Below are 20,845 nucleotides of genomic sequence, written 5' to 3'. Positions count from 1 at the left end.
TGGCAGCGTGAGGGCAACCTCGCATAAATAGTCAGTGCCCTGAGTAATAGAGCGCTGACCGCTCGAAGAGATGGGGCTTCACGGATGGACAAGGTGGTCGCCACCGCCGCCGAGGCGGTGGCCGATGTGCCGGACGGCGCATCGCTCGCGGTGGGTGGATTCGGGCTGAGCGGTGTGCCGAACGTGCTGATCCAGGCTCTGTACGAGCGTGAGGTCTCCGGTCTGAGCGTGGTCTCCAACAACTGCGGGGCGATGGAGTCGGGGCTCGCGATACTCCTCGCGGCGGGCCGCATCACCCGCGTCACCGGGTCGTACATCGGGGGGAACAAGGAGTTCGCCCGGCAGTACCTGGCCGGTGAGATCGAGGTCGAGATGATCCCGCAGGGCACGCTGGCCGAGCGGCTGCGGGCCGGCGGCGCCGGCATCCCCGCCTTCTACACCCCGGCCGGCGTCGGAACCCAGGTCGCCGACGGCGGACTGCCCTGGCGGTACGACGGTGAGGGCGGCGTCGCGCTCGCCTCGCCGCCGAAGGAGGTGCGGGAGTTCGACGGCACGGAGTACGTGCTGGAGCACGGCATCCGCACCGACTTCGCCCTCGTCCGAGCCGCGAAGGGCGACCGGTACGGGAACCTGGTCTTCAGCAAGTCGTCCCGCAACTTCAACCCACTCGCCGCGATGGCGGGCCGGGTGACGATCGCCGAGGTCGAGGAGCTCGTGGAGCCCGGCGAGATCGACGCGGACGCGGTGCATCTGCCGGGGATCTTCGTCCAGCGGTTGATCGCCCTGACCCCCGAGCAGGCGGCAGACAAGAAGATCGAGCAGCGGACGGTGAGTGCCTGATGGCCTGGACGCGTGAAGAGATGGCCGCCCGCGCCGCGCGCGAGCTGGAGGACGGCCAGTACGTGAACCTCGGCATCGGACTGCCGACGCTGATCCCCAACTACCTTCCGCCCGGCGTCGAGGTGATCCTGGAGTCCGAGAACGGCATCCTCGGCACCGGCCCGTACCCGACCGAGGACCAGGTCGACCCGGACCTCATCAACGCCGGCAAGGAAACCGTCACGGTCCTGCCCGGGGCCTCGTACTTCGACTCCGCCCTCTCCTTCGGGATGATCCGCGGCGGCCATATCGATGTCGCCGTACTCGGCGCCATGCAGGTGTCCGCCAACGGGGACCTCGCCAACTGGGCCATCCCCGGCAAGCTGATCACCGGAATCGGCGGCGCCATGGATCTGGTGCACGGCGCCCGCAAGGTGATCGTCGTGATGACGCACACCGCGAAGGACGGCGCGCCGAAGATCCTTCAGGACTGCGCGCTGCCGCTGACCGGCAAGGCGTGCGTCAACCGGATCATCACGGATCTGGGCGTGCTGGACGTGACGGACGAGGGCCTGGTCCTGGTGGAAACGGCGCCGGGTGTCGAGACCGAGGAGATCGTCGCGAAGACCGCCGCGAAGGTTCGCACACCGGAGGAGATCGTATGAGGGACGTCTATATCGTCGATGCCGTCCGCACCCCGTTCGGCAGGTACAACGGCTCACTGGCAGGCGTACGACCGGACGACCTCGGCGCGCACGCCATCCGCGAACTCCTCGCGCGTACGCCCGACTTGGATCCGTCCCGGATCGCGGATGTGTACTTCGGCAACGCGAACGGCGCGGGCGAGGAGAACCGCAACGTGGGCCGTATGGCCGCACTCCTCGCGGGCCTGCCCACGTCCGTGCCGGGCGTGACCGTCAACCGGCTGTGCGCCTCCGGGCTCGAGGCCGTCATCCAGGCCGCGCGGGCCATCGCGCTCGGCGACGCCTCCATCGCCCTGGCCGGCGGTGTCGAGTCGATGACCCGCGCTCCGTACGTGCTGCCGAAGAGCGACAGACCCTTCCCGGCCGGGCACACCGAGCTGTACTCGACGACGCTCGGCTGGCGCATGGTCAACCCGAAGATGGACCCGCAGTGGACCGTCCCGCTGGGCGAGAGCGCGGAGTTGATCGCCGAGAAGCACAAGATCGGCCGGGAGCAGCAGGACGAGTTCGCGCTGGCCTCGCACCAGAAGGCCGCTCAGGCCCACGCCGATGGCTTGTTCGACGCCGAGCTCGCTCCCGTGTCCATCCCACAGCGCAAGGGCGACCCCGTCGTCTTCGGCGCCGACGAATGCGTACGACCTGATGCGTCCCTGACCGCCATGGCCAAGCTCAAGCCGTCGTTCCGCAAGGACAACGGCACAGTGACGGCGGGCAATGCGTCCCCGCTCAACGACGGGGCCGCGGCTCTGCTGCTCGTGGACGAGGAGGGCCTGAAGGCCACCGGCCGCGAGCCGCTCGCCCGGGTCTCCGCGTCCGGTGTCTCCGCGATCGACCCGCACTACTTCGGGCTCGCCCCCGTGGAGGCGGTCAATCGCGCACTCGCCAAGGCCGGCAAGGGATTTGACGAGCTGTCGACTCTCGAACTCAACGAGGCTTTCGCCGCCCAGGTCCTCGGCTGTGTTGCCGAGTGGCCCGAGTTCGACCCGGCGGTCCTCAACCCGCAGGGCGGTGCGATCGCCCTCGGCCACCCGCTGGGCGCCTCCGGTGCGCGGCTCGCCGGGAGCGTCGCCCACCAACTCGCCCGCAAGGGCTCGGGAGTTGGCGTGGCCACCCTCTGTATCGGCGTCGGCCAAGGGCTGGCCCTCGTCCTCGAACGCTAAGACCTTCCCAGGACCCGCAGGAATCGGAATCCTCATGACGCTCACCCAGTCGGACATCGACGTCGAGATCAACGACATCCAGAACGCGTACGACAAGGCCGTCGCCGGCGGCGCCCCGGTCCAGCACCACCCGCCGCGCGACTACACCCCGTACCGCAGCTCGGTACTGCGGTACCCCAAGCAGCCGTTGGTCGCGGTGAACGGCGGCGATCCGGAGACGGTCGAGCTGTCCGGTCCGGTGTTCGGTCCGACCGACATCACCGAGATCGACAACGACCTCACCGTGCAGCACCAGGGCGAGCCGCTCGGCGAGCGCATCACCGTCTCCGGGCGGCTGCTCGACCGCGAAGGGCGCCCGGTGCGGGGCCAGCTCATCGAGCTGTGGCAGGCCAACGCCTCGGGCAGGTACGCGCATCTGCGGGACCAGCACCCGGCGCCGCTCGATCCCAACTTCACCGGCGTGGGACGGGCGCTGACGGATGATCAGGGCAGGTACTTCTTCCGGACGATCAAGCCGGGCGCGTACCCATGGCGCAATCACACCAACGCCTGGCGCCCCGCGCACATCCACTTCTCCGTCTTCGGCACGGCGTTCACGCAGCGGCTGGTGACGCAGATGTACTTCCCGAACGACCCGCTCTTCGCGTACGACCCGATCCTGCGCTCGGTGACCGACGAGTCGGCCCGCGCTCGCCTGGTCGCGCAGTACCAACACGACCTTTCGCAGCCCGAGTTCTCGCTCGGGTACGAGTGGGACATCGTTCTCGACGGTCCCTCCGCCACCTGGATCGAGGAAGGTCGCTGAGCATGACCGAGAACACCACGGGGCACGTCCTGCCCACGCCCTCCCAGACCGTCGGCCCCTTCTACGGGTACGCGCTGCCCTTCCCCGAGGGCGAGCAGGTCGCTCCGAAGGGGCACCCCGACCAGATCACGCTGCACGGGTACGTCCTGGACGGCGAGGGCAAGCCGATCCCGGACGCCGTCCTGGAGTTCTGGCAGGCGGCTCCGGACGGCTCTCTCAAGGGCGCCCCCGGTTCGCTGCGCCGCAACCCGGTGACCGGCGGCTATCTCGGCCGCAACGGCACGGACTTCACCGGTTTCGGGCGGGTCGCCACGGACGCCGACGGGCACTACGCGCTCTACACGCTGCCGCCGGGCAACGCCGGGCTGCCGTACATCAGCGTGTGCGTGTTCGCGCGCGGCCTGCTGCACCATCTGTACACGCGGGCGTATCTGGCCGACGGTGCCGATCCGTTGCTCGACTCGCTGCCGGACGGGCGCCGGGCCACGCTGGTCGCAGAACCCGGCGAGCGGCGCACGTACCGTTTCGACATCCGCCTTCAGGGCGAAGGCGAAACGGTCTTCCTGGAGTTCCCGTGACCCTCGGCGACACCGACGGCCTGCTCGCCCCCGGGTGGGCAGGCTCCCCCGCCGCGTCCGCGACCGGCGACACCGCCTTTCTCCAGGCGCTGCTGGACGCAGAGGCGGCGCTCACCCGCGCGCAGGCCTCACTCGGCCTCGCGCCTTCGGAGGCCGCCGCGGCGGTGGACGCCACGGCCGATGCGGCGCGCTTCGACGTCCATGACCTCGCGCTGCGCGCGCGGGGCGGCGGCAATCCGGTGATCCCGCTGGTCGCGGATCTGACCGCGGCGGTCGGCGCGGTGGATGAGGAGTACGCCCGGTATGTCCACCGGGGCGCGACCAGCCAGGACATCATGGACACGGCGATGATGCTGGTGGCCGCGCGGACCCTTGATCTCCTGCTGGCGGACCTGACCCGTACGGAGCGTGCGCTGGCCCGGCACGCTCGGGAGCACCGGGACACCGCCATGCCGGGGCGGACGCTGACGCAGCACGCGGTGCCGACGACCTTCGGCCTCAAGGCGGCGGGATGGCGGTCCCTGGTGCTGGACGCACGGGAGCGCCTGCAGACGACACGCGACTCTCTCCCGGCCCAACTCGGGGGTGCAGCGGGCACGTTGGCGGCCTTCACCGCATACGGGGCTGCTGACACCGGCGCGCTCGTCGAGGCGTACGCCCGTGAAGTCGGCCTCGCCGCACCGGTGTTGCCCTGGCACGCCTTGCGTACTCCGGTGGCCGATCTCGCGGGCGCCCTCGCGTTCACGGCGGGCGCCCTCGGCAAGGCGGCGGCGGACGTGCTCACGCTCAGCCGTACGGAGATCCGCGAGCTGAGCGAGGGCTCCGGCGGCGGTTCCTCCGCGATGCCGCACAAGGCGAACCCCGTGCGCGCCACGCTGATCGCCGCCGCCGCCAGGCGTGCGCCGCAGCTCGCCGCGACGCTGTACGGCTCCCTGGCAGCCGAGGACGAACGCCCCGCCGGCGCCTGGCATGCCGAGTGGGAGCCGCTGCGCGAGCTGCTCCGCCTGGCCGGCGGCGCGGCGCGCGATGCGGCCGAGCTGGCCGAAGGCCTTCGGGTGCACGCGGACGCGATGCGCGCTCATCTGGACCTCACGCACGGCCTGATCGTCTCCGAGCGGCTGTCCGCCGAACTCGCGCCGGTGCTCGGGCGGGCCCGCGCGAAGGAGCTGCTCACCCGGGCGGCGGAGCGGGCTACCGCGGAGGACCGGCCGCTCGTCGAACTCCTCGCCGGGGAGCCCGAGTTGAAGGAACTCGACCTCGCGGCCCGCACCGATCCGACCCAGTACACCGGCTCCGCAGGAGCCCTCACCGACCGTGCTCTGGAGCGACGTTGACTGGTAAGCAGCTACACCACCGCGCCGAGGGATCCGCCACCGCTCCCCCGCTGCTCCTCGGCCCGTCCCTCGGCACGTCGACGGCCCTGTGGGACAAGGTCGCGCCCGAACTCTCCATCACCCACCGGGTCGTACGCTGGGACCTGCCCGGCCACGGCAGCTCGCCCGCCGACCTGATCGCGCCCGGCGCGACCGTCGCCGACCTGGCCTCGCTGGTCCTCTCCCTCGCGGACTCGCTCGGCATCGACCGCTTCTCGTACGCGGGGGTCTCGCTCGGCGGCGCGGTGGGGCTGCAGCTCGCGGCGCACCACCCGGAGCGGATCGAGCGGCTGGCCGTGATCTGCTCCTCGGCCCACTTCAACGGGTCCAAGCCGTGGGAGGAGCGGGCCGCGCTCGTCCGCGCGGAGGGGCTGGGCGAGCTTGCGGCAAACGCCGACTCGCGTTGGTTCACGCAGGGCTTCACCGTTCCGGAGCTCGTCGAGGACCACCGTACGGCGGACCCAGATGCGTATGCCGCCTGCTGTGACGCGCTCGCGGCCTTCGACATCCGTGACCGGCTGCCGCGGATCAGCGCGCCGACTCTGCTCATCGCCGGCCGCGAGGACCCGGCGACGCCGCCCGCACATCTGCGGGACATCGCCGACGCCGTGCCCGGTGCCGCGCTCACAGAGATCCCGGGCGCCTCGCACCTGGCCCCCGCCGAGCAGCCGGAGGCCGTACTCACCGCTTTGCGCGGGCACTTCGACGGTGGGGCGAAGCGGGGGATGGAGGTACGCCGACAGGTGCTCGGTGACGCGCACGTGGACCGCGCGCAGGCACGGCAGTCTCCGTTCACGGCCCGGTTCCAGGACTTCATCTCGCGTTACGCGTGGGGGGAGATCTGGACGGACGACACGCTGTCGCGCCGCGATCGCAGCCTGATCACGCTGACCGCGCTGGTCGCCCACGGCCACTACGACGAACTGGCCATGCACGTCCGCGCGGCCCGCCGCAACGGGCTCACGCCCGAGGAGATCGGCGCGGTGCTCTTGCAGACGGCGGTGTACTGCGGGGTTCCGGCGGCGAACTCGGCGTTCGCGGTGGCGCAGCGGGTGCTGTCCGAGGAGGACGGGGTGGTGTGAGCCGGGTGGGTTTCGCCCCCGCCGCCCCTACCCGTCCCATACCGGGGCCGGCCCCGGACCCCGCAGGGGGCTGCGCCCCCGGACCCCCATCGGCCTGAACGGCCTCGTCCTCAAACGCCGGACGGGCTGGAATCAGCCCGTCCGGCGTTTGAGGAGCGGAGGTTCGGGGGCTGACCCCCGAAACGGGGTCCGGGGCGGAGCCCCGAGCGGGCTCCAGGGGCGCAGCCTCTGGTGGGGCCCTGGGGCGAAGCCCCAGGGATGGGATGGGTAAGGGCGGCGGGGGCGATCAACCCGGTGGACGGACCGGAGGGCCGGGTCGGCAAAACGGTCAGCGCAGCCTCTCCAGCGCCTCCCGCGCCCTCGTCACCAAGCCGTCCGCGCCGCAAGACCGGGCCAGTGTCAGGCCGTGGTCGAGTTCCGACGCGGAGCGGGACGCGATGCCGTAGTCGACGCGGGCCAGGGCGTGTTCGTAGGCGGAGGGGGATGCTTCCAGGTAGGTGACGGCCCGGGCGTAGAGGTCCACCGCGCGGTTGCCGGTTTCCAGGGTGGCGGCGCAGTGGAGGGCCTCTCCTATGGCCGTGTCGGTGCCGAAGCGTTCGGCCTGGGCGCGGAGGTCGGCCGATATCTCCGCGGCGCGTCTCGGGTCCGAGGCTGCGAGTGCGCGGGCCAGTTCGCCGGCCCAGGGCGCCATCACGGTGTTGTGGCCGCCGCGGGAGGCGGCCATCTTCGCGGCTACCTCCAGTTCGTTCAGGCCCTCTTCGAGGCGGCCGGTGGCGATCAGGAGGCGGCCGCGGACGCAGTGTGTGTCGGGAGTGACGTTCGTGGACGGGTGGGGCGGCTCGAAGGCGTACCGCTCGGCGATCTCCTCGGCCTCGCCGACGTGGCCGCGGGCGAGCAGCGTGTCGATGAGCATGCAGACCACCGACCAGTGCATGGGCAGGCGCCGGCCCACACGGTCGACGAGCCGCAGTGACTCGCGCAGGAAGTCCTCCGCGTCGCGGAGGCGGCCCCGTCTGCGGTGCACATAGCCGCCGTAGGCGTGCGCGAGGGCGAGATGGCCGCCGCTCCAGCCGGCCATCTCGTACGACCGCCGGGCGTCGGCGAAGAGACTCTCGGCGCGGTCGAGGCGGTCCGCGAACGTGTACGAGACGCCGAGCATCATCAGGAGCTCGAAGGTCCACTCGGTGTCGGTCCAGCCGAGTCCGGGCGCGAGGCGGCCGTTGACGAGGGCGCGGTCGCACAGTTCGACGACCTCCTCGGCGTTCTCCCCGCGGGTCGTCGCGTCGAAGGCGCGCAGGATGAGCAGGGCGCGCTCGGAGTTGTCGCGGCCGGTGAGCGGCTTGACGAGCTCGGCGAGACGGCGGGAGCGGCCGGGCGCGTCCTGCTCGCCGGCGTGGAGGCCCTCCCACATGTAGTGCACGGCCTGCAGGCGCATCCGCTCGGGGCCCGACTGCAGCCGGGTGACCTCCTCGTCGATCGTACGGACGGCCTCCTCCAGCTGGTCGTTGTGGACGAGCGCCTGGGCGAGACGGCAGACGGCGTCGACACGCAGTTCGCGCTCGAGACCGTGCAGGGTGAGCGCTTCGCGCAGGTGCTGGATCGTGGTGGCCGGTGAGGTGAGGAGGGTGGCGCAGCCCAACTCGTAGAGCACGCGCGCGTGGACCTCGGGCAGCGGGGGTTCGAGCAGGGCACGCTCGAGACAGCGGCGGGCCGCCTCGGGGGCGCCGACGGCGAGGTGCTCGCGGGCGGCCTCGCGCATCTGCTCGACGAGCTCGGGGTCGTCGTCCGGGTGCACTTCCAGGAGATGGCGGGAGGCAGCCGCGGCACCGAGGCCCGAGGCGGTGACGACCGAGGCGGCCACGCCGTGCATCGCCGTGCGCAGACCGTCCGGGATCGACCGGTAGACGGCGCCGGCGATCAGGGGATGGACGAACTCCAGCTCACCGTCGGCCACTTCGCCGGTCGTCCGGTCGGCGCCGGTGAGGATCCGGGCAGCGCCCAGCAGCCCCGCGCAGCGCTCTGCCTCGTCCAGTGGCATCCCGGCGAGTTCGGCTGTGAGGTCGAGGGTGATCCGGGTGCCGAGGATCGCGGCGGCCCAGGCGAAGCGGGTGGCATCGACGCCGAGCCCTTCGAGGCGGTCGACCAGGCCCTTGCCGCGCGCCGACTGGTTGAGTCCGCGCAGTTCGGCGGCCGAGCCCTCGACCGGTTCCAGAGCGCTGTCCTGGACCTTGGCGAGGAGTTCCACGGTCTCGTACGGGTTGCCGCCGGTGACCGCCCACACCTCGCGGCAGAACGGGGTGTCGGCGTGTTCGCCGAGCGTGGCGCGGGTGAGTCCGGCCGTGGCATCCGGTGTCAGCGCGCGCAGGGCGGCGGTCGGCAGGGACTTGGCGCCGATCGCGTCGAGATGGCGGGCGCTCTCGCCGCTGACTCCCGTGGGGCGGCGGGCGACCACTACGAGGACGGGCAGGTCGTCGAGGCGGTTGGTGAACGCGGCCAGCCAGTGCAGGGTCTCCTCGTCGGCCCAGTGCGCGTCGTCCACGAGCAGAACCAGCGGCCACTCGCGCCGGGCGAGCCTGCGCACCGCCGCGACCAGTCCGTCGCACACGTACTGCGGATCGGGCTGGCGGTCGCCCGCTTCGGCTATGCCGAGGGCGGGTCCGGCGATGTCGTACCAGTCGCCGAAGTACTCGCGCGCCTCGTCCGGCATCAGTGATACGAGCGCGGGCTGCAGCAACTGCCGTACGACATTGAAGGGAACGGACGTCAGGGTCTCGCCGCCGCGCGCCGACCACACCGTGCAGCGGCGGTCCAGCGCCATCCGGCGGGCCTCGGTGAGCAGCGCGGTCTTCCCGATGCCCGCCTCGCCGCTCAACACCAGCACGCTGCCCGCTCCCGAACCACCGCACAGCGCGTCGACGGCCGCCGCGATCGCGGAGAGTTCCGCGTCGCGCTCCCAGAGGGGAGCCTCCGTCATCCCGCTACCTCCTGAGGTCGCCCAAATGACGTACAGGCCATGAGCCTAGTCCTCCCCGAGCCGTCATGGCGCCTGGTCGGGCCACCTGTTGCCGTCACGGGTGACAGCCATGGACGAGAGGCGACGGACAGGGCCGCTCACCTGGCCCGGCGAACCTAATCGGCCGTCAACTTCCGGGATGTTCACGGGAGTCGGTGGAATGGCCGGGGGTGTCGCCGGAATACCGGGCATTCGGGCCGGACCCTCTCATCCCGTTTTCACACGAGCCACATACCGTGTCCCCATGACCCACGTGACTCCTCCCGGCTGGTACCCCGACCCCGGGCAGACAAGTAACGGCCCCGCCACACAGCGATGGTGGAACGGAGAGGCGTGGACGGACCAGACCCGTCCCGCCGATGCGGCGGCCGGATGGGGGCCGCCGGCGTACGCGGCGTTCCCCGGGGCGTATCCGGGCGTGCCGCCCGCCGCTCCGCGCCGCGGACTGCGGATGGGCATCGCGATCGCCACGGCGGTGGCGGTTCTCGCGGGCATAGGCGGCGGGGTGTACGCGCTGACCGCGGGCGACGATTCGGGCGGCGACAGCTCGAGCAACGCCCGCCCGGCACCCACCCGGCCCGGACCTCAGGGGGAGGACGGCGGCGGTCAGGGCGGACCGGACGGCGGCGAGAGCGAGGCTCCGGGGCAGCCCGAACGGCCGCAGACCGAGGAGGGTTACGCCACCGACGCGCTGAGCGGCATCAGCCTTCCCGTGCCCGACGGCTGGACCGGCGAGTCCGGGAAGGTCGGTGGCGCCTCGGTGTCGACCGGGACGTACCCCTGTCCCGGCGATACCTCCAAGGAGTGCGTACGCGGCGGGGCCAACTCCGCGCCCGCCGCCGCCCTGGAGATCAAGGCGACCACCGCCGAGGCAGCGGCCAAGGAGGACATCTCCAAGAACGCCGAGGAATCGTACGGCGGCCCGACCTACGGCAAGATCACCTCGCACGACGAACTTTCCTCCAAGGCGGTGACCGTGGCGGGCGAGAAGGGCTACGCGGTCCGCTGGAAGGTCGTCACCAGCAAAGGCGACGACGGCTATGTCGAGTCGCTCGCCTTCCCCTCCCCCGCCAACCCGAAGATGCTCGTGATCGTCCGCTTCGGTTTCGACGAGAACGAGAAGGCCCCGAAGCTTTCCGTGATCGACGAGATGACCAAGGGCATCAAGGAGGCGGCGGGCGGTGGCGGCAACGGGGAACGGGTCTGACATGGATCCGGCCGGATGGGGTGCCTCTCCGCTCAAGAAGCCTCCCACCCGGCCGGGGTGCGCGCCGCCCCCGTCCCCACGGTGCGGCGCGAACAGGCCGTCGTCCGGTCGTCCCACGGAACCGACGGCCTGAGCCTCAGGTGACCTCCGGCAGTCCGAGGGCGGGGATCAGGGCGGCGTCCACGTAACGGACGAGATAGTCGGCGTCCGCGTACCGCCCCTCCAGGACCGGACGGACGCGGATCATGCCGAGCAGTTGCGCGGGCACGAACTCCAGGGCCGGATGGTCGGCGGCGATCTCGCCGCGGTCGACCGCCCGCTGGAGCATCTCCTTGAGTGCCGCGCGTTCGGGTTCGATGAGCGCGTCGCGCAGCGCGCACTGCAGTTCCGGGTCCTGCATGGCGGCATGCCCCAGCGCCTGCACCAGCTTGGTGTCGTCGTCGGACCGCTCTCCCGCGGCCCGCGCCGCGGCGCGCAGATCACCGGCGAGTGAGCCGGTGTCGATGCCCGCGAGCCGCGGACAGTGGTTGGCGCGCAGCGCCGCCGCCACGAACTGGGGCTTCGTCTTCCACTGCCGGTAGAGCGTGGACTTGCTGCACTTGGTGCTGGCGGCGATGCCCTCCATGCTCAGCGCGTCATAGCCGCACTCGCGGATCTGGTCGATCGCGGCGTCGAAGAACTCCCGCTCTCGCTCGGGCGTGAGCTTGGAGCGGCGCGCGACGACGACCGTCTCCGGTTCCTCCGCTGCCTGCGGCGTCATGGGCTCGTCTCCTCGCTCGTGTCCGGGGCCCGGGGCCTGCTTCCGTGGCCTGCTTCCAGTGTGACGTAGGTCCATCGATACGCCACTGTACCGAAACAGAAGCGTTTCGGTACAGTGGCGTATCGGTACGGCGTCGTATCGGTACTGTGGCGTATCGATGAGCCTTGGACAGCAAAGGGGCCGGGATGGCAGCGCGAAACGAGCCTGCAAGAGACGGGGCCACCGCAATACAGCGGCCGCCCCTCGCCCGTGAGCTCCTGCTCGTGGCGGGGCTCTTCCTCGTCTACAAGCTCGGCCGGCTGCTGGTGACGGGCCACACCGGCGAGGCCTTCCGCAACGCGCAGCACGTCTGGGACCTGGAGCGGGCCCTGCACCTGCCCGGCGAGGGCGCCGTACAGTCCGCACTGCTGCACGGCGACAGCCTCGTACACCTCGCGAACACCTATTACGCGACCGTGCACTTCCCGGCCACCGCGGCCTTCCTGGTCTGGCTGTATCTGCGCCGCCCCACGCACTACGTCTGGGCCCGCCGTGCCCTGGCCGCGATCACCGCCGCCGCCCTGGTGGTGCACCTCACGTTCCCGCTCGCCCCGCCTCGGATGCTCGGCATGGCGGACCTGGTGGACACGGGGCAGGTGTACGGGCCGACGGTGTACGGGGCGTCGCCGGAGGCGGACTCGCTGTCGAACCAGTTCGCGGCGATGCCGTCGCTGCACTTCGGGTGGGCGCTGATGGTGGCGATCGGCCTGATCGTCGCGACACGGTCGCGATGGCGCCGGCTGTGGCTGCTGCATCCACTGCTCACCCTGCTGGTGATCGTCGGTACGGCCAATCACTACTGGCTCGACGCGGCCGTGGCGGCGGCGCTGCTGGGCGGCGTACTCGCGGTGGTTCGTCTGCCGCACCGGACGACGACCGCGAGCGGCCCCTCGAAGCCCGTGGCAGCGGCGAAGGCACCGGAACTCGTGGGAGCCGTCCGATGAACGCCACCCTCGTCGCCGTCGTCCTGTCCCTCTTCTCCGCCGTCGCGTACGCCGCGGCAGCCGTGGCCCAGGAGCGGCTGGCCTCCCGGACCTCCGACTCCGGTGTGGTGCGCCTCCTCGGCAGCGGCGCGTGGTGGTGGTCGGTCACGCTCAACGGATCCGCCGCGCTGCTGCACGTGGCCGCCCTCAAATACGGTCCGCTCACCCTGGTCCAGCCACTTGGCGCGCTCACGCTGGTCGCCGCGGTGCCGTTGGGAGCGCGGGTCGCGGGGCGGCGGGTCAGTGCCGTCGAGTGGCGCGGTACGGCGCTCACACTGGCCGGACTCGCCGCGCTGCTCGTCACGGCGTCCGGTCCGGCGCCCGACGACGTGCTGAGCGTGCCGGAAGCCCTCGCCGTCGCAGGCATCACCGCGGCCGTGATCGGCGCACTGTCCCGGCCGGGCACCCGCCCCGGACTGCGGCACGCGACCGCGTCCGGCCTCGCCTCGGGTGTCGCCTCCGCGCTCACCCAGACCGTGACGGTTGCCGCGACCGACCGCTCGGGTCCGCTGCTCAGCGCACAGGTGATCGGGGTGGCCCTGCTGGTCGCGGCCTTCGCGGCGGGCGGGCTGCTGCTGGCGCAGACCGCCTACCGGGGCGGCCTCGGCGCACCCCTCGCGGTGGTGACACTGGCCAACCCGGTGGCCGCCGCGATCATCGGCCTCGCACTGCTCGGCGAAGGCCTGCGGGGCGGGGCGGCGGGCCTGCTGCTCGCGCTCGCAGGGGCGACGGTCGCGGCCCGGGGCGTGGTGACGCTCTCTCGCCCGGTTCCGGAGCCCGCGCAGCTGCCCACGAAGGAGCCGGAGGAACACCCGATCGCCGCGGAGCTGTCCGAGGAGGAGCACCCGGTCGCCGCCGTACTGGCGCTGAACCCCCAATCGGCCTCGTACGAACCGGTGTTGATCCCCCGGCAACCCGCGCCAGCGCACCTCACGCCGCTCTGAGCGACGTATCGATGTGCGGCCGACCACCCGGGCCCCTGGCCCTCGGTTCGCATCGCGATCCCGGGATGACAGGGGCCCCTTCGTGAAGCCGACGACGAGTACGGGCCTCACGGTCGGATGGGCCGTCGGACGACAGAGGTGGTGGTCGGGCGTGTGTCCCTACGCCCTGACCGCGACCGGGACAGGTGCTCAGACAGTGCGTGCTCAGGCGGTGCGTGCTCAGGCGGTGCGTGCTCAGGTCGTACGCAGTGCCGGCTGGCCCTGGTGGGACGGCGGGGGTGCGGTAGAGCCGCGGACGACGAGTTCGACCGGTGGCTCGCTCGCCGCAGGCAGTTCGGTCTCCGGCTTTTCGATGGCGTGCACGAGCAGCCTGATTCCTTCCCGTGCCGCGGCGTCGAAGGGCTGACGCACGGTGGTCAGTGGCGGCGTGACGTAGGCGAAGACCGGAGTGCCGTCGAACCCGACCACACTGACGTCCTCCGGCACACGGCGCCCGGCTTCCCGAAGAGCGTGGATCAGGCCGATGGCCATCTCGTCACCCGCCGCGAACACGGCGGTCATAGAGGGGTCCGAGGCCAGCTCGCGGCCCGCTGCGTACCCGGAGGCGGGTGACCAGTCACCCTCGACGACAGGTGGTTCGTGCACGCCCCGTGCGGCCAGCGCCGCCCGCCAGCCCTCGACACGATCCTTGGTGGCGTACCACCCTTGGGGACCGGCGAGGTGGTGAACGGTCGCGTGTCCCAGCTCCAGCAGGTGCTCGGTGGCCGCCCGCGCCAATGCGTAGGCACCGACGCTCACGGTAAGGGTCCGGCCGGCGGTGAAGGCCGGCGGTGCGCCTACGAAGAGGACCGGCACGTCGACCCGTACGGAGACCTCTCCTTCCACGATGGGCTCGGAGACGACTACACCGTCAACTCCCTGTTCCATGAGTGACGTCACGGCGCCGGCGATCCCCTTGGGGTCACCGTCCACCGTGTTGACCACACGCAACGCGTAACCGGCGTCCCGTACGGCTTTCTCGATACCCACGAGGAGTGAGGCCGTTCCGTACCCGGCTGTCCCCAGGGCCACGACACCGATGGAGCGATTCCGCCCCGAGGCGAGCGCCCGGGCCGCGTGGTTCAGTCGGTAGCCCAGTTCGTCGGCGGCTTCGAGGACGCGTCGGCGGACGTCGTCGGAGACGTATGGCTCGTCGTTGAGGACCCGCGACACCGTCTTGCGCGACACCCCGGCCAGCCGGGCCACGTCCGCGCTGCGCGGTGCGGGCGCACCGGGGCCCCGCCCCACCACTCGTGCCATGAGAGCTCCTGAAGACCATGGGCCCGTATCGACGGAGGTCAACTGTATGACCGCGCGGTCACTGACCGCGCGGTCATGTTTTTACGCAGCGGGAGAGTCCCGCGTCAAGAGCACGTACGGCACAACTTCCGTCCCACGCTGCCTTTCCGAGGCTGCCGAACGCCGAAAGCGGCGCCGACCGCCAACATCTCACGCGTTCACGGAGTCTTGACAGCGAGCGATGCCCCCCCGATCACGTTCCGCCGTGCGCACCGAGCGCCGGGTCGCTCACCCCCGGCTTCCCGTTCTCGACACGTCCGGCGAAGCGCCGCAGGAAGGAGCTGTCGGCGTCGGAGGCGGTACACGTTGCGAACACGCCGGGCCGGGCGGCGGGCCCCGCATCCCGCCGCCCGGCCCCACGTTCGCGGAGGTCAGGGTCTGATCGTCAGCCAGTCCAGTGCGACGACCTTCCGGTCTCCCTGTGCCACGAGGTACAGGTCGTGCGTGCCCGTGACCTTGCGCTTCAACGGCACCGACTGTTCCTGCCAGTCACCGGTGCCTCCGATGGGCAGCACTGCGGCGAGCGGACCGTCCGGAGCATCCAGGCGCAGCTCGAGCGAGCAGGTCCGCTCGCAGGAGGACGCGCGGCGCACGGTGAGCTGTCCGCCGTCGGTGTTCACCTCGCGGTAGCCCACCCAGTCTCCGGAGCCGAGCACCCGGGTGGCAGCAGTGCCGCGCTCCACCCCTCGTACCGCCGTGGCCTGTTCGGCCTGCAGCGTCGAGGAGGCGTCGGGTCCGTCGCCGTACAGCCGGATGTCGTTGGCGACCCAGGGGACCGGTCCGCTCTCGGTGAGCGTGATCTTGACGTAGCGGGCGGTGGTCTGGCGCGGGAAAACGGCGTCCTGGGTGAACGAGCGGCCGGAGACCCGTGCGAGCGGCTCACCCCAGTGCTTGCCGTCGCGGCTGACCGAGACGGAGAAGCCGTACGGCTGACCGCTGGTGTCGCGGCCCGCGTCGAGCGAGAGGCGGCCGAAGGTCTTGGCCTCGCCGAGGTCCACGGTCAGGTACTGGCCCGGTACCTGTGAAGTGGCGGCCTTCCAGCGGGTGTTGATGTCCCCATCGGTGACCGCGGAGGCGTCGGTGCCGTCGCTCGCGGTCGCGGTCCAGGTGCCGTGCCGCACCCTCTGCCGGCAGCCCGGCAGATTGCAGCCCGTGGACCAGATCGGCTCGCCGTACTCGTACGCGCCCTGGTCGGGAGCCGCGCCCCGGACGTCGGTCGTGACGCCGTCGACCGTCTCGCCCGCGTCGATGGCGGGCGAGCCCCGCCTCAGCCACAGCTCGCCGTTGACGGCGTCCGTGTATCCGGGTTTGTCGCTGATCAGATTGGAACGGACCACCGGCAGCGGGTCACCGGTCTGGCTGACGCTGATCGGCATCGGCCCGATGATGTTGCTGATGTACGTACCGGAGGCATCCGTCGCGCCGCTCAGCCGCACCGAGTTGCCGTCGATACCCACGCCATAGCTGGAGTTGTGGTCGCGGTTGGCGATGCTCGGGCCGGTGTGGCCGTTGAAGAAGGTGCCCCGGGCGCCGGTGTTCCAGGCGACGTTGTGGTGCAGCAGGAAGCGGCCGGAGTAGTTGTCGACGTAGAAGCCGACCTGGCCGTCCGCGTCGTGCGAGGTGTTGTGGTCGATGGAGCTGCCGGAGCCGTTCAGGCTGCAGCAGACGTAGAAGGGGGAGCCGTCGCGGGAGGTGCGCATCGCTTCGGACATGTCGTTGTAGGCGATGCGGTTGTCGTGGTACTCGGTGCCGTTGAGCTGCCAGGCGGTGTCGATGGCGGCCCGTCCGGTGCGGCGGATCGTGTTGCGCGTGATGGTGTGGCCGTTGCCGTTGACCTCGATACCGGGTGTGTAGCTGCCCATCCAACCGACGTCGTGAATGTAGTTGTTGGTCACGGTGTTGCCGGTGCCCCGCACCAGGACTCCGTCTCCCGCCGACTGCGAGATCTCGCTGTTCTTGAGGGTGTTGCCGGTGCCGAGGAGCTGCACGCCCGAGTCCAGGATCCGGGAGGCGACGATATGGCCTTCGAAGGGCGGCACCGCGAGATCGCTGTCGGGCGGCATGGGGAGCGTGGAGAACTCGGAGATGTACGCGGCGCGCAGGCGGTCGACAGTAACTCCCGTACTGACGTTGCCTGTTCGCAGGGAGGTACCGAAGAGATTCAGGCCGCGCACGGTGACGTACGAACTGTCGCTCAGGTCGACGCCCCAGAGCCGGTGCTTGGCGGTCACCCTGTGCCCGGCCATACCGCCCTTCGGGGGCACCAAGTAGAGCCGGTGCGCGGACTCGTCGTAGTACCACTCCCCCGGCTGGTCCAGGGCGGCCTTCGAGCCCACGAGGTAGTAGTTGCGGTAGTTCTGGTTGCCCATGCACAGCGGCGGGCAACGGTAGTTGCCGCCCTTGAAGTCCAGCTTGCCGGGTGCGGTGGTGGTGACGGTGCCGGTCTGCTGGGCCCAGGGATTGGATCCCGCCCACAGGTGCACGGTCGCGCCGGTCCAGTCGGCGTCGGGCAGGTCGGTGTCGTCGATGTGCTGGTCGGTGGAGGTGGCGTCCGCCTCGGCCCAGGTGATGTTCAGCGGGTCGGCTCCGGAGTTGGGCCAACGGCCTTCGGCGGCCCGTTCGTTGTCCAGGAACACCGCGTTGAAGTCGGGGTCGGGCGGAAGATCGGTGTCGGCGGCGACCAGTCCGCCGCCGGCGTCCTGCCAACCGGTGACGGGCTCGGTGCCGTCGACGGTCACCGGGCCGTCGCCGTACGCGGCGATGGTGATCGGAGCGTCCTTGGTGCCTGATGGAGGTGTGACCTGTTCCCGGTAGGTACCGCGGTGGACGAGGCAGGTGTCGCCGGGGCGGACGCGGGAGAGGCAGGCACCGATCGTACGCAGCGGCTGCGCCGCGGTACCGCTCGCGGTGTCGGCGCCCGCGGGAGCGACGTGGTACGCGCGTCCGGCCCCCTCCGCGACAGCCATCGGCGACGGCAGCACGAGCAGCACCGCGACGGCGGCGAGCAGGGACAGCTGTCTGAGCACGGTTCTCATGAACTGCCTCCGTGAGGTGGGATATTCGGAGCGGCTCCCGCCCAGCACCATGGTTGCGACAGTTTTCGCAACTTGTGATCGCGACGGAAACGTAGGAGATTCATCCGATGACGTCAACGGTTCGGGCAGGATCAGGCTTGAGAAGGCGGCGCACTCTGGCCGAAATCGCCGAGCTGGCAGGTGTATCGGTGTCCACCGTCTCCAAGGTCCTGCACGATAGATCCGATGTATCGGCCGAGACTCGGGCGAAGGTGCAACGCCTGCTCGAGCAGCACGGCTATCTGGCGAAGAACCGTCCGGCGGCCACAGCGGCCCCGCCCGGCGGACTGATCGACTTCGTCATCAACGAACTGGACAGCCCCTGGGCCGTGGAGCTGATCCGGGGCGCGGAGGACGTGCTGCACGACGCGAACATGGGGCTGGTGGTCTCGGCCACGCACGGCCGGACCCGACGCGCCCGGCAGTGGCTCGACTCGCTGGCCACCCGCTCCACGCGCGGCGCGATCCTCGTCGTTCCCGAACTGACGCCGGAGCAGCACGAGGAGCTGGGCCGGCTCGGCATCCCGTACGCACTGGTGGCGCCGATCGACGAGCCCTCGCCCGGAACGCCGTGGGTGGGCGCGACCAACTGGCCCGGCGGCCTCGCCGCCACCCGTCACCTCGTCGAACTGGGCCACCGCCGGATCGCGATCATCAGCGGCCCGGAACGCCGGCTCACCTCACGGGCCCGCGTCGACGGCTACCGCTCGGCACTGGCGGAGGCCGGACTCCCCTTCGACCCGGCGCTGGTGCGCTACGGCGACTTCACGCATGGTCTCGCTCACCAACACGCCCTGGAACTCCTGGCGTTGCCCGACCGCCCGACGGCGATCTTCGCGGGCAGCGACCATCAGGCCCTGGGCACGTACCGAGCCGCAGCGGAACTCGGCCTGCGTATCCCGGCCGACGTGAGCGTCGTCGGCTTCGACGACCTGCCGTTCGCGGACTGGGTGACCCCCCGGCTGACGACGGTCCGCACCCCGCTGGCCGATATGACCGCGCTCGCGGCCCGGATGGTGCTGCGGCTGCTCGCCGGGGAACAGCCGGAGACGACACGGGTGGAAGTGGCTACGGAACTGGTGGTACGGGAGAGCAGTGCGCCGCCGGTCGCGTGAGGGGCGAGGCAGTGGCTGGGCGCTGTCAGCTCGACAGGACACGGTTCCAAACCCGCGGGACGACTTGTACACGAAACTTCCCCGTGCGCCGTAGGCGACGGTCTGCTGTTCGCTGAAGGCGCCTCGCCACGGGCGTGGCGAAGGCAGCCAGTGAACTGGTCACGACCATCAACAGGAAGTCGACCCGGGCCGATTGGGCGCTCATGCCCCGTTTACGGATGGAGAAACCTACGAACTTGAGATTTCGCTGAGCATTCGGCGCGCACATACGTATCTGAGGACGCGCTCCACCCATGCCGGAAGTCCTGCCGGCTCCGGAGATGTCCTTGAGAGGCCCGATGAGACGCAACACGCGAAAAAGATCGAAGACTGCCCGCCGGGCGGTAGGCGCGGCGGCCGCACTGGCCATAGGGGCCGGTGGACTGGTGACAGTCAACCTCTACGCCTCGGCCGGCGAAACCGGCGCGTCGAAGGGCTCTACCCAGAACCAGGCGCTCGCGGCTGGAACCTCCACCATTGACTGCCCCGACGTCGGCCAGCAGTTGACCTCAGTGCCCGCCAAGGCGAAGGCCCAGGTCGACAAGGAACTGGCACTCCTCGACAAGCAGATATCCGAGGCATACCAGCGCCTTTCCACCTCCCAGAAGGCGATTCAGCAGGACCCCAACTTCGCCCAGAACGCGATCGTGGGTCCACTGAAGGACAAGCGGAAGGCGACGATCGACAGGATCGCCATCGCCATCGGCCGTGTGGCAGCCAAGCCGCAGGGCCTTGACGCTTTGGCGGCCTGCACGCTGCGCGCCTCCGGCAACCAGCCCACCGCCGGTCAGGGCGGCAACAACACCAATGCCGGAGGGACCGGCAACGGCCCCGTCGCGGCCGACTTCGTGGACATCACCAAGGTGAAGTCCAATGTGCGCACGCCGGCCAAGTCGGCGAAGGCTTCGAAGGGTGTCTTCGTCAGCAAGTGCGGGGTGAACGCCAACAAGCTGTACAACAGTGACAACATCATCGTCGCGCCCGGTGTCACCAACGGCGCACACCACGTGCACGATTACGTCGGCAACCAGGACAACGACGCCTTCTCGAGCGACCAGGACTTCGCCAAGGCAGGGACCAGTTGCCAGAACAGGGGCGACAAGTCGTCCTACTACTGGCCGGTGCTGCGCCTGCAGGACGGCACCAAGGAATTCGACGCCGACAAGCAGGGCGGCGGCGCCGAAGGCAACACAGGCCGGATTCTGACGGCCAAGAAGGCCACCTTGAACTTCGTGGGCAGCCCCCGCGGCAAGGTGGTGGCGATGCCCAAGTTCCTGCGCATCATCACCGGTGACGCCAAGGCGTTCGTCAACGGCACGGCCAACGCCAACGCCTCCTGGAGCTGCACCGGCTTCGAGAACAAGGTGCAGTTGAAGGACAAGTACCCCCTCTGCCCGTCAGGCAGCGACGTGGTGCGCACCTCCAAGTTCCAGAGCTGCTGGGACGGCCGGAACATCGACAGCGCCAACCACCGTACGCACGTGGCCTTCGCTGACGCAGGCGGCAACTGCCCGACCGGCTTCAAGGCCGTTCCGCAGTTGGTGCAGCGTCTCGTGTACGACGTGGACGCGCCCAGCGTCAAGGACAACGGCAAGACCCGTCCGTTCTTCTCGTTGGACAGCTTCCCCGAACAGCAGCACAAGCCGGTCACCGACCACGGTGACTTCATCAACGTCTTCGACGCGAAGCTGATGAACAAGGCGGTCCAGTGCATCAACACCGGACGTAAGTGCAGCTGAGTCCGAGTACCGAGCGGTGGGCGTCGTGCTGACGACGCCCACCGCCATGAACGGATCGCCGGTCAGCACGAAC

General features: G+C 70.5%; 16 protein-coding genes. 12 read left to right on the top strand and 4 right to left on the bottom strand.

Annotation, left to right across the window (positions count from 1 at the left end; translation table 11 throughout):
* Positions 1-84 precede the first annotated feature (84 nt).
* From ACFYO0_RS36790 to pcaD, 7 genes are read left to right on the top strand one after another with little or no spacing between them, the layout of a single operon-like run.
* Entirely contained in the window at positions 85-840 is a 756-nt protein-coding gene (locus ACFYO0_RS36790; RefSeq protein ID WP_388685048.1) for a CoA transferase subunit A, read from the top strand.
* A complete protein-coding gene (locus ACFYO0_RS36785) occupies positions 840-1,484 on the top strand; it encodes a CoA transferase subunit B (protein ID WP_388685046.1) in 645 nt (214 codons plus the stop codon). Before ACFYO0_RS36790 ends, ACFYO0_RS36785 begins: the two co-directional genes overlap by 1 nt.
* Complete coding sequence (locus ACFYO0_RS36780) at positions 1,481-2,683, top strand: thiolase family protein (RefSeq protein WP_388685044.1); 1,203 nt, start codon at positions 1,481-1,483, stop codon at positions 2,681-2,683. The genes ACFYO0_RS36785 and ACFYO0_RS36780 overlap by 4 nt, the downstream gene beginning before the upstream one ends.
* A gap of 34 nt (positions 2,684-2,717) precedes the next feature.
* A complete protein-coding gene (gene pcaH / locus ACFYO0_RS36775; RefSeq protein WP_388685041.1) occupies positions 2,718-3,488 on the top strand; it encodes a protocatechuate 3,4-dioxygenase subunit beta in 771 nt (256 codons plus the stop codon).
* A 2-nt stretch (positions 3,489-3,490) separates the two neighbouring features.
* Positions 3,491-4,066, top strand: a complete 576-nt coding sequence (pcaG, locus tag ACFYO0_RS36770) for a protocatechuate 3,4-dioxygenase subunit alpha (protein WP_388685039.1) — start codon at positions 3,491-3,493, stop codon at positions 4,064-4,066.
* Entirely contained in the window at positions 4,063-5,400 is a 1,338-nt protein-coding gene (pcaB, locus tag ACFYO0_RS36765) for a 3-carboxy-cis,cis-muconate cycloisomerase (RefSeq protein WP_388685036.1), read from the top strand. Before pcaG ends, pcaB begins: the two co-directional genes overlap by 4 nt.
* Positions 5,397-6,521, top strand: a complete 1,125-nt coding sequence (gene pcaD / locus ACFYO0_RS36760; RefSeq protein ID WP_388685033.1) for a 3-oxoadipate enol-lactonase — start codon at positions 5,397-5,399, stop codon at positions 6,519-6,521. Before pcaB ends, pcaD begins: the two co-directional genes overlap by 4 nt.
* A 328-nt stretch (positions 6,522-6,849) precedes the next feature.
* Here the strand turns inward: pcaD and ACFYO0_RS36755 are convergent, their stop codons facing one another.
* On the bottom strand, positions 6,850-9,495 hold the full coding sequence (locus tag ACFYO0_RS36755; protein WP_388685030.1) for an ATP-binding protein: 2,646 nt from the start codon (positions 9,493-9,495) through the stop codon (positions 6,850-6,852).
* A gap of 283 nt (positions 9,496-9,778) precedes the next feature.
* On the opposite strand from ACFYO0_RS36755, the gene ACFYO0_RS36750 reads away from it, so the two are divergent.
* Positions 9,779-10,741 carry a DUF2510 domain-containing protein gene (locus ACFYO0_RS36750; RefSeq protein ID WP_388685028.1) on the top strand — a complete coding sequence of 321 codons (963 nt, stop codon included), beginning with the start codon at positions 9,779-9,781 and terminating at the stop codon, positions 10,739-10,741.
* 136 nt (positions 10,742-10,877) lie between these two features.
* On the opposite strand, the gene ACFYO0_RS36745 is transcribed toward ACFYO0_RS36750, so the two are convergent.
* Positions 10,878-11,501, bottom strand: coding sequence for a TetR/AcrR family transcriptional regulator (locus tag ACFYO0_RS36745; RefSeq protein WP_388685025.1), 624 nt, complete (start codon positions 11,499-11,501; stop codon positions 10,878-10,880).
* 185 nt (positions 11,502-11,686) lie between these two features.
* Here ACFYO0_RS36745 and ACFYO0_RS36740 point away from each other — a divergent pair, with 185 nt between their 5' ends.
* Entirely contained in the window at positions 11,687-12,484 is a 798-nt protein-coding gene (locus tag ACFYO0_RS36740) for a phosphatase PAP2 family protein (protein WP_388685023.1), read from the top strand.
* Positions 12,481-13,467, top strand: a complete 987-nt coding sequence (locus ACFYO0_RS36735) for a DMT family transporter (protein ID WP_388685021.1) — start codon at positions 12,481-12,483, stop codon at positions 13,465-13,467. Before ACFYO0_RS36740 ends, ACFYO0_RS36735 begins: the two co-directional genes overlap by 4 nt.
* 234 nt (positions 13,468-13,701) lie before the next feature.
* Here ACFYO0_RS36735 and ACFYO0_RS36730 read toward each other — a convergent pair whose 3' ends face one another.
* Together ACFYO0_RS36730 and ACFYO0_RS36725 are read right to left on the bottom strand one after the other, a co-directional pair.
* Positions 13,702-14,766 carry a LacI family DNA-binding transcriptional regulator gene (locus tag ACFYO0_RS36730; protein ID WP_388685018.1) on the bottom strand — a complete coding sequence of 355 codons (1,065 nt, stop codon included), beginning with the start codon at positions 14,764-14,766 and terminating at the stop codon, positions 13,702-13,704.
* A 410-nt stretch (positions 14,767-15,176) separates the two neighbouring features.
* Positions 15,177-17,840 (bottom strand): discoidin domain-containing protein, encoded by a 2,664-nt coding sequence (locus tag ACFYO0_RS36725; RefSeq protein ID WP_388685016.1) that lies wholly within the window; start codon positions 17,838-17,840, stop codon positions 15,177-15,179.
* A gap of 107 nt (positions 17,841-17,947) precedes the next feature.
* Between ACFYO0_RS36725 and ACFYO0_RS36720 the strand changes: the two genes are divergently transcribed.
* The gene (locus ACFYO0_RS36720) at positions 17,948-18,994 is read left to right on the top strand and encodes a LacI family DNA-binding transcriptional regulator (RefSeq protein ID WP_388685013.1); all 1,047 of its coding nucleotides are present in this window, start codon (positions 17,948-17,950) and stop codon (positions 18,992-18,994) included.
* 338 nt (positions 18,995-19,332) lie between these two features.
* Positions 19,333-20,772 carry a DUF1996 domain-containing protein gene (locus tag ACFYO0_RS36715; protein WP_388685259.1) on the top strand — a complete coding sequence of 480 codons (1,440 nt, stop codon included), beginning with the start codon at positions 19,333-19,335 and terminating at the stop codon, positions 20,770-20,772.
* The last annotated feature ends 73 nt before the right edge of the window (positions 20,773-20,845 follow it).

The sequence above is a fragment of the Streptomyces sp. NPDC006365 genome, from assembly GCF_042870755.1.
Lineage (GTDB): Bacteria > Actinomycetota > Actinomycetes > Streptomycetales > Streptomycetaceae > Streptomyces > Streptomyces xiangluensis.
The sequence above is the reverse complement of the archived record's forward strand: the minus strand, read 5'-3'. Positions and strand labels throughout refer to the sequence as shown.

What these genes read in the sequence shown, in the direction of transcription:
- ACFYO0_RS36715 (WP_388685259.1), top strand. Translation starts at nt 19,333, where the DNA reads ATGAGACGCAACACGCGAAAAAGATCGAAGACTGCCCGCCGGGCGGTA.
- ACFYO0_RS36730 (WP_388685018.1), bottom strand. Translation starts at nt 14,766, where the DNA reads ATGGCACGAGTGGTGGGGCGGGGCCCCGGTGCGCCCGCACCGCGCAGC.
- ACFYO0_RS36790 (WP_388685048.1), top strand. Translation starts at nt 85, where the DNA reads ATGGACAAGGTGGTCGCCACCGCCGCCGAGGCGGTGGCCGATGTGCCG.
- ACFYO0_RS36750 (WP_388685028.1), top strand. Translation starts at nt 9,779, where the DNA reads ATGACCCACGTGACTCCTCCCGGCTGGTACCCCGACCCCGGGCAGACA.
- ACFYO0_RS36780 (WP_388685044.1), top strand. Translation starts at nt 1,481, where the DNA reads ATGAGGGACGTCTATATCGTCGATGCCGTCCGCACCCCGTTCGGCAGG.
- ACFYO0_RS36720 (WP_388685013.1), top strand. Translation starts at nt 17,948, where the DNA reads ATGACGTCAACGGTTCGGGCAGGATCAGGCTTGAGAAGGCGGCGCACT.
- ACFYO0_RS36725 (WP_388685016.1), bottom strand. Translation starts at nt 17,840, where the DNA reads ATGAGAACCGTGCTCAGACAGCTGTCCCTGCTCGCCGCCGTCGCGGTG.
- ACFYO0_RS36735 (WP_388685021.1), top strand. Translation starts at nt 12,481, where the DNA reads ATGAACGCCACCCTCGTCGCCGTCGTCCTGTCCCTCTTCTCCGCCGTC.
- ACFYO0_RS36740 (WP_388685023.1), top strand. Translation starts at nt 11,687, where the DNA reads ATGGCAGCGCGAAACGAGCCTGCAAGAGACGGGGCCACCGCAATACAG.
- pcaH (WP_388685041.1), top strand. Translation starts at nt 2,718, where the DNA reads ATGACGCTCACCCAGTCGGACATCGACGTCGAGATCAACGACATCCAG.
- ACFYO0_RS36755 (WP_388685030.1), bottom strand. Translation starts at nt 9,495, where the DNA reads ATGACGGAGGCTCCCCTCTGGGAGCGCGACGCGGAACTCTCCGCGATC.
- pcaG (WP_388685039.1), top strand. Translation starts at nt 3,491, where the DNA reads ATGACCGAGAACACCACGGGGCACGTCCTGCCCACGCCCTCCCAGACC.
- ACFYO0_RS36745 (WP_388685025.1), bottom strand. Translation starts at nt 11,501, where the DNA reads ATGACGCCGCAGGCAGCGGAGGAACCGGAGACGGTCGTCGTCGCGCGC.
- ACFYO0_RS36785 (WP_388685046.1), top strand. Translation starts at nt 840, where the DNA reads ATGGCCTGGACGCGTGAAGAGATGGCCGCCCGCGCCGCGCGCGAGCTG.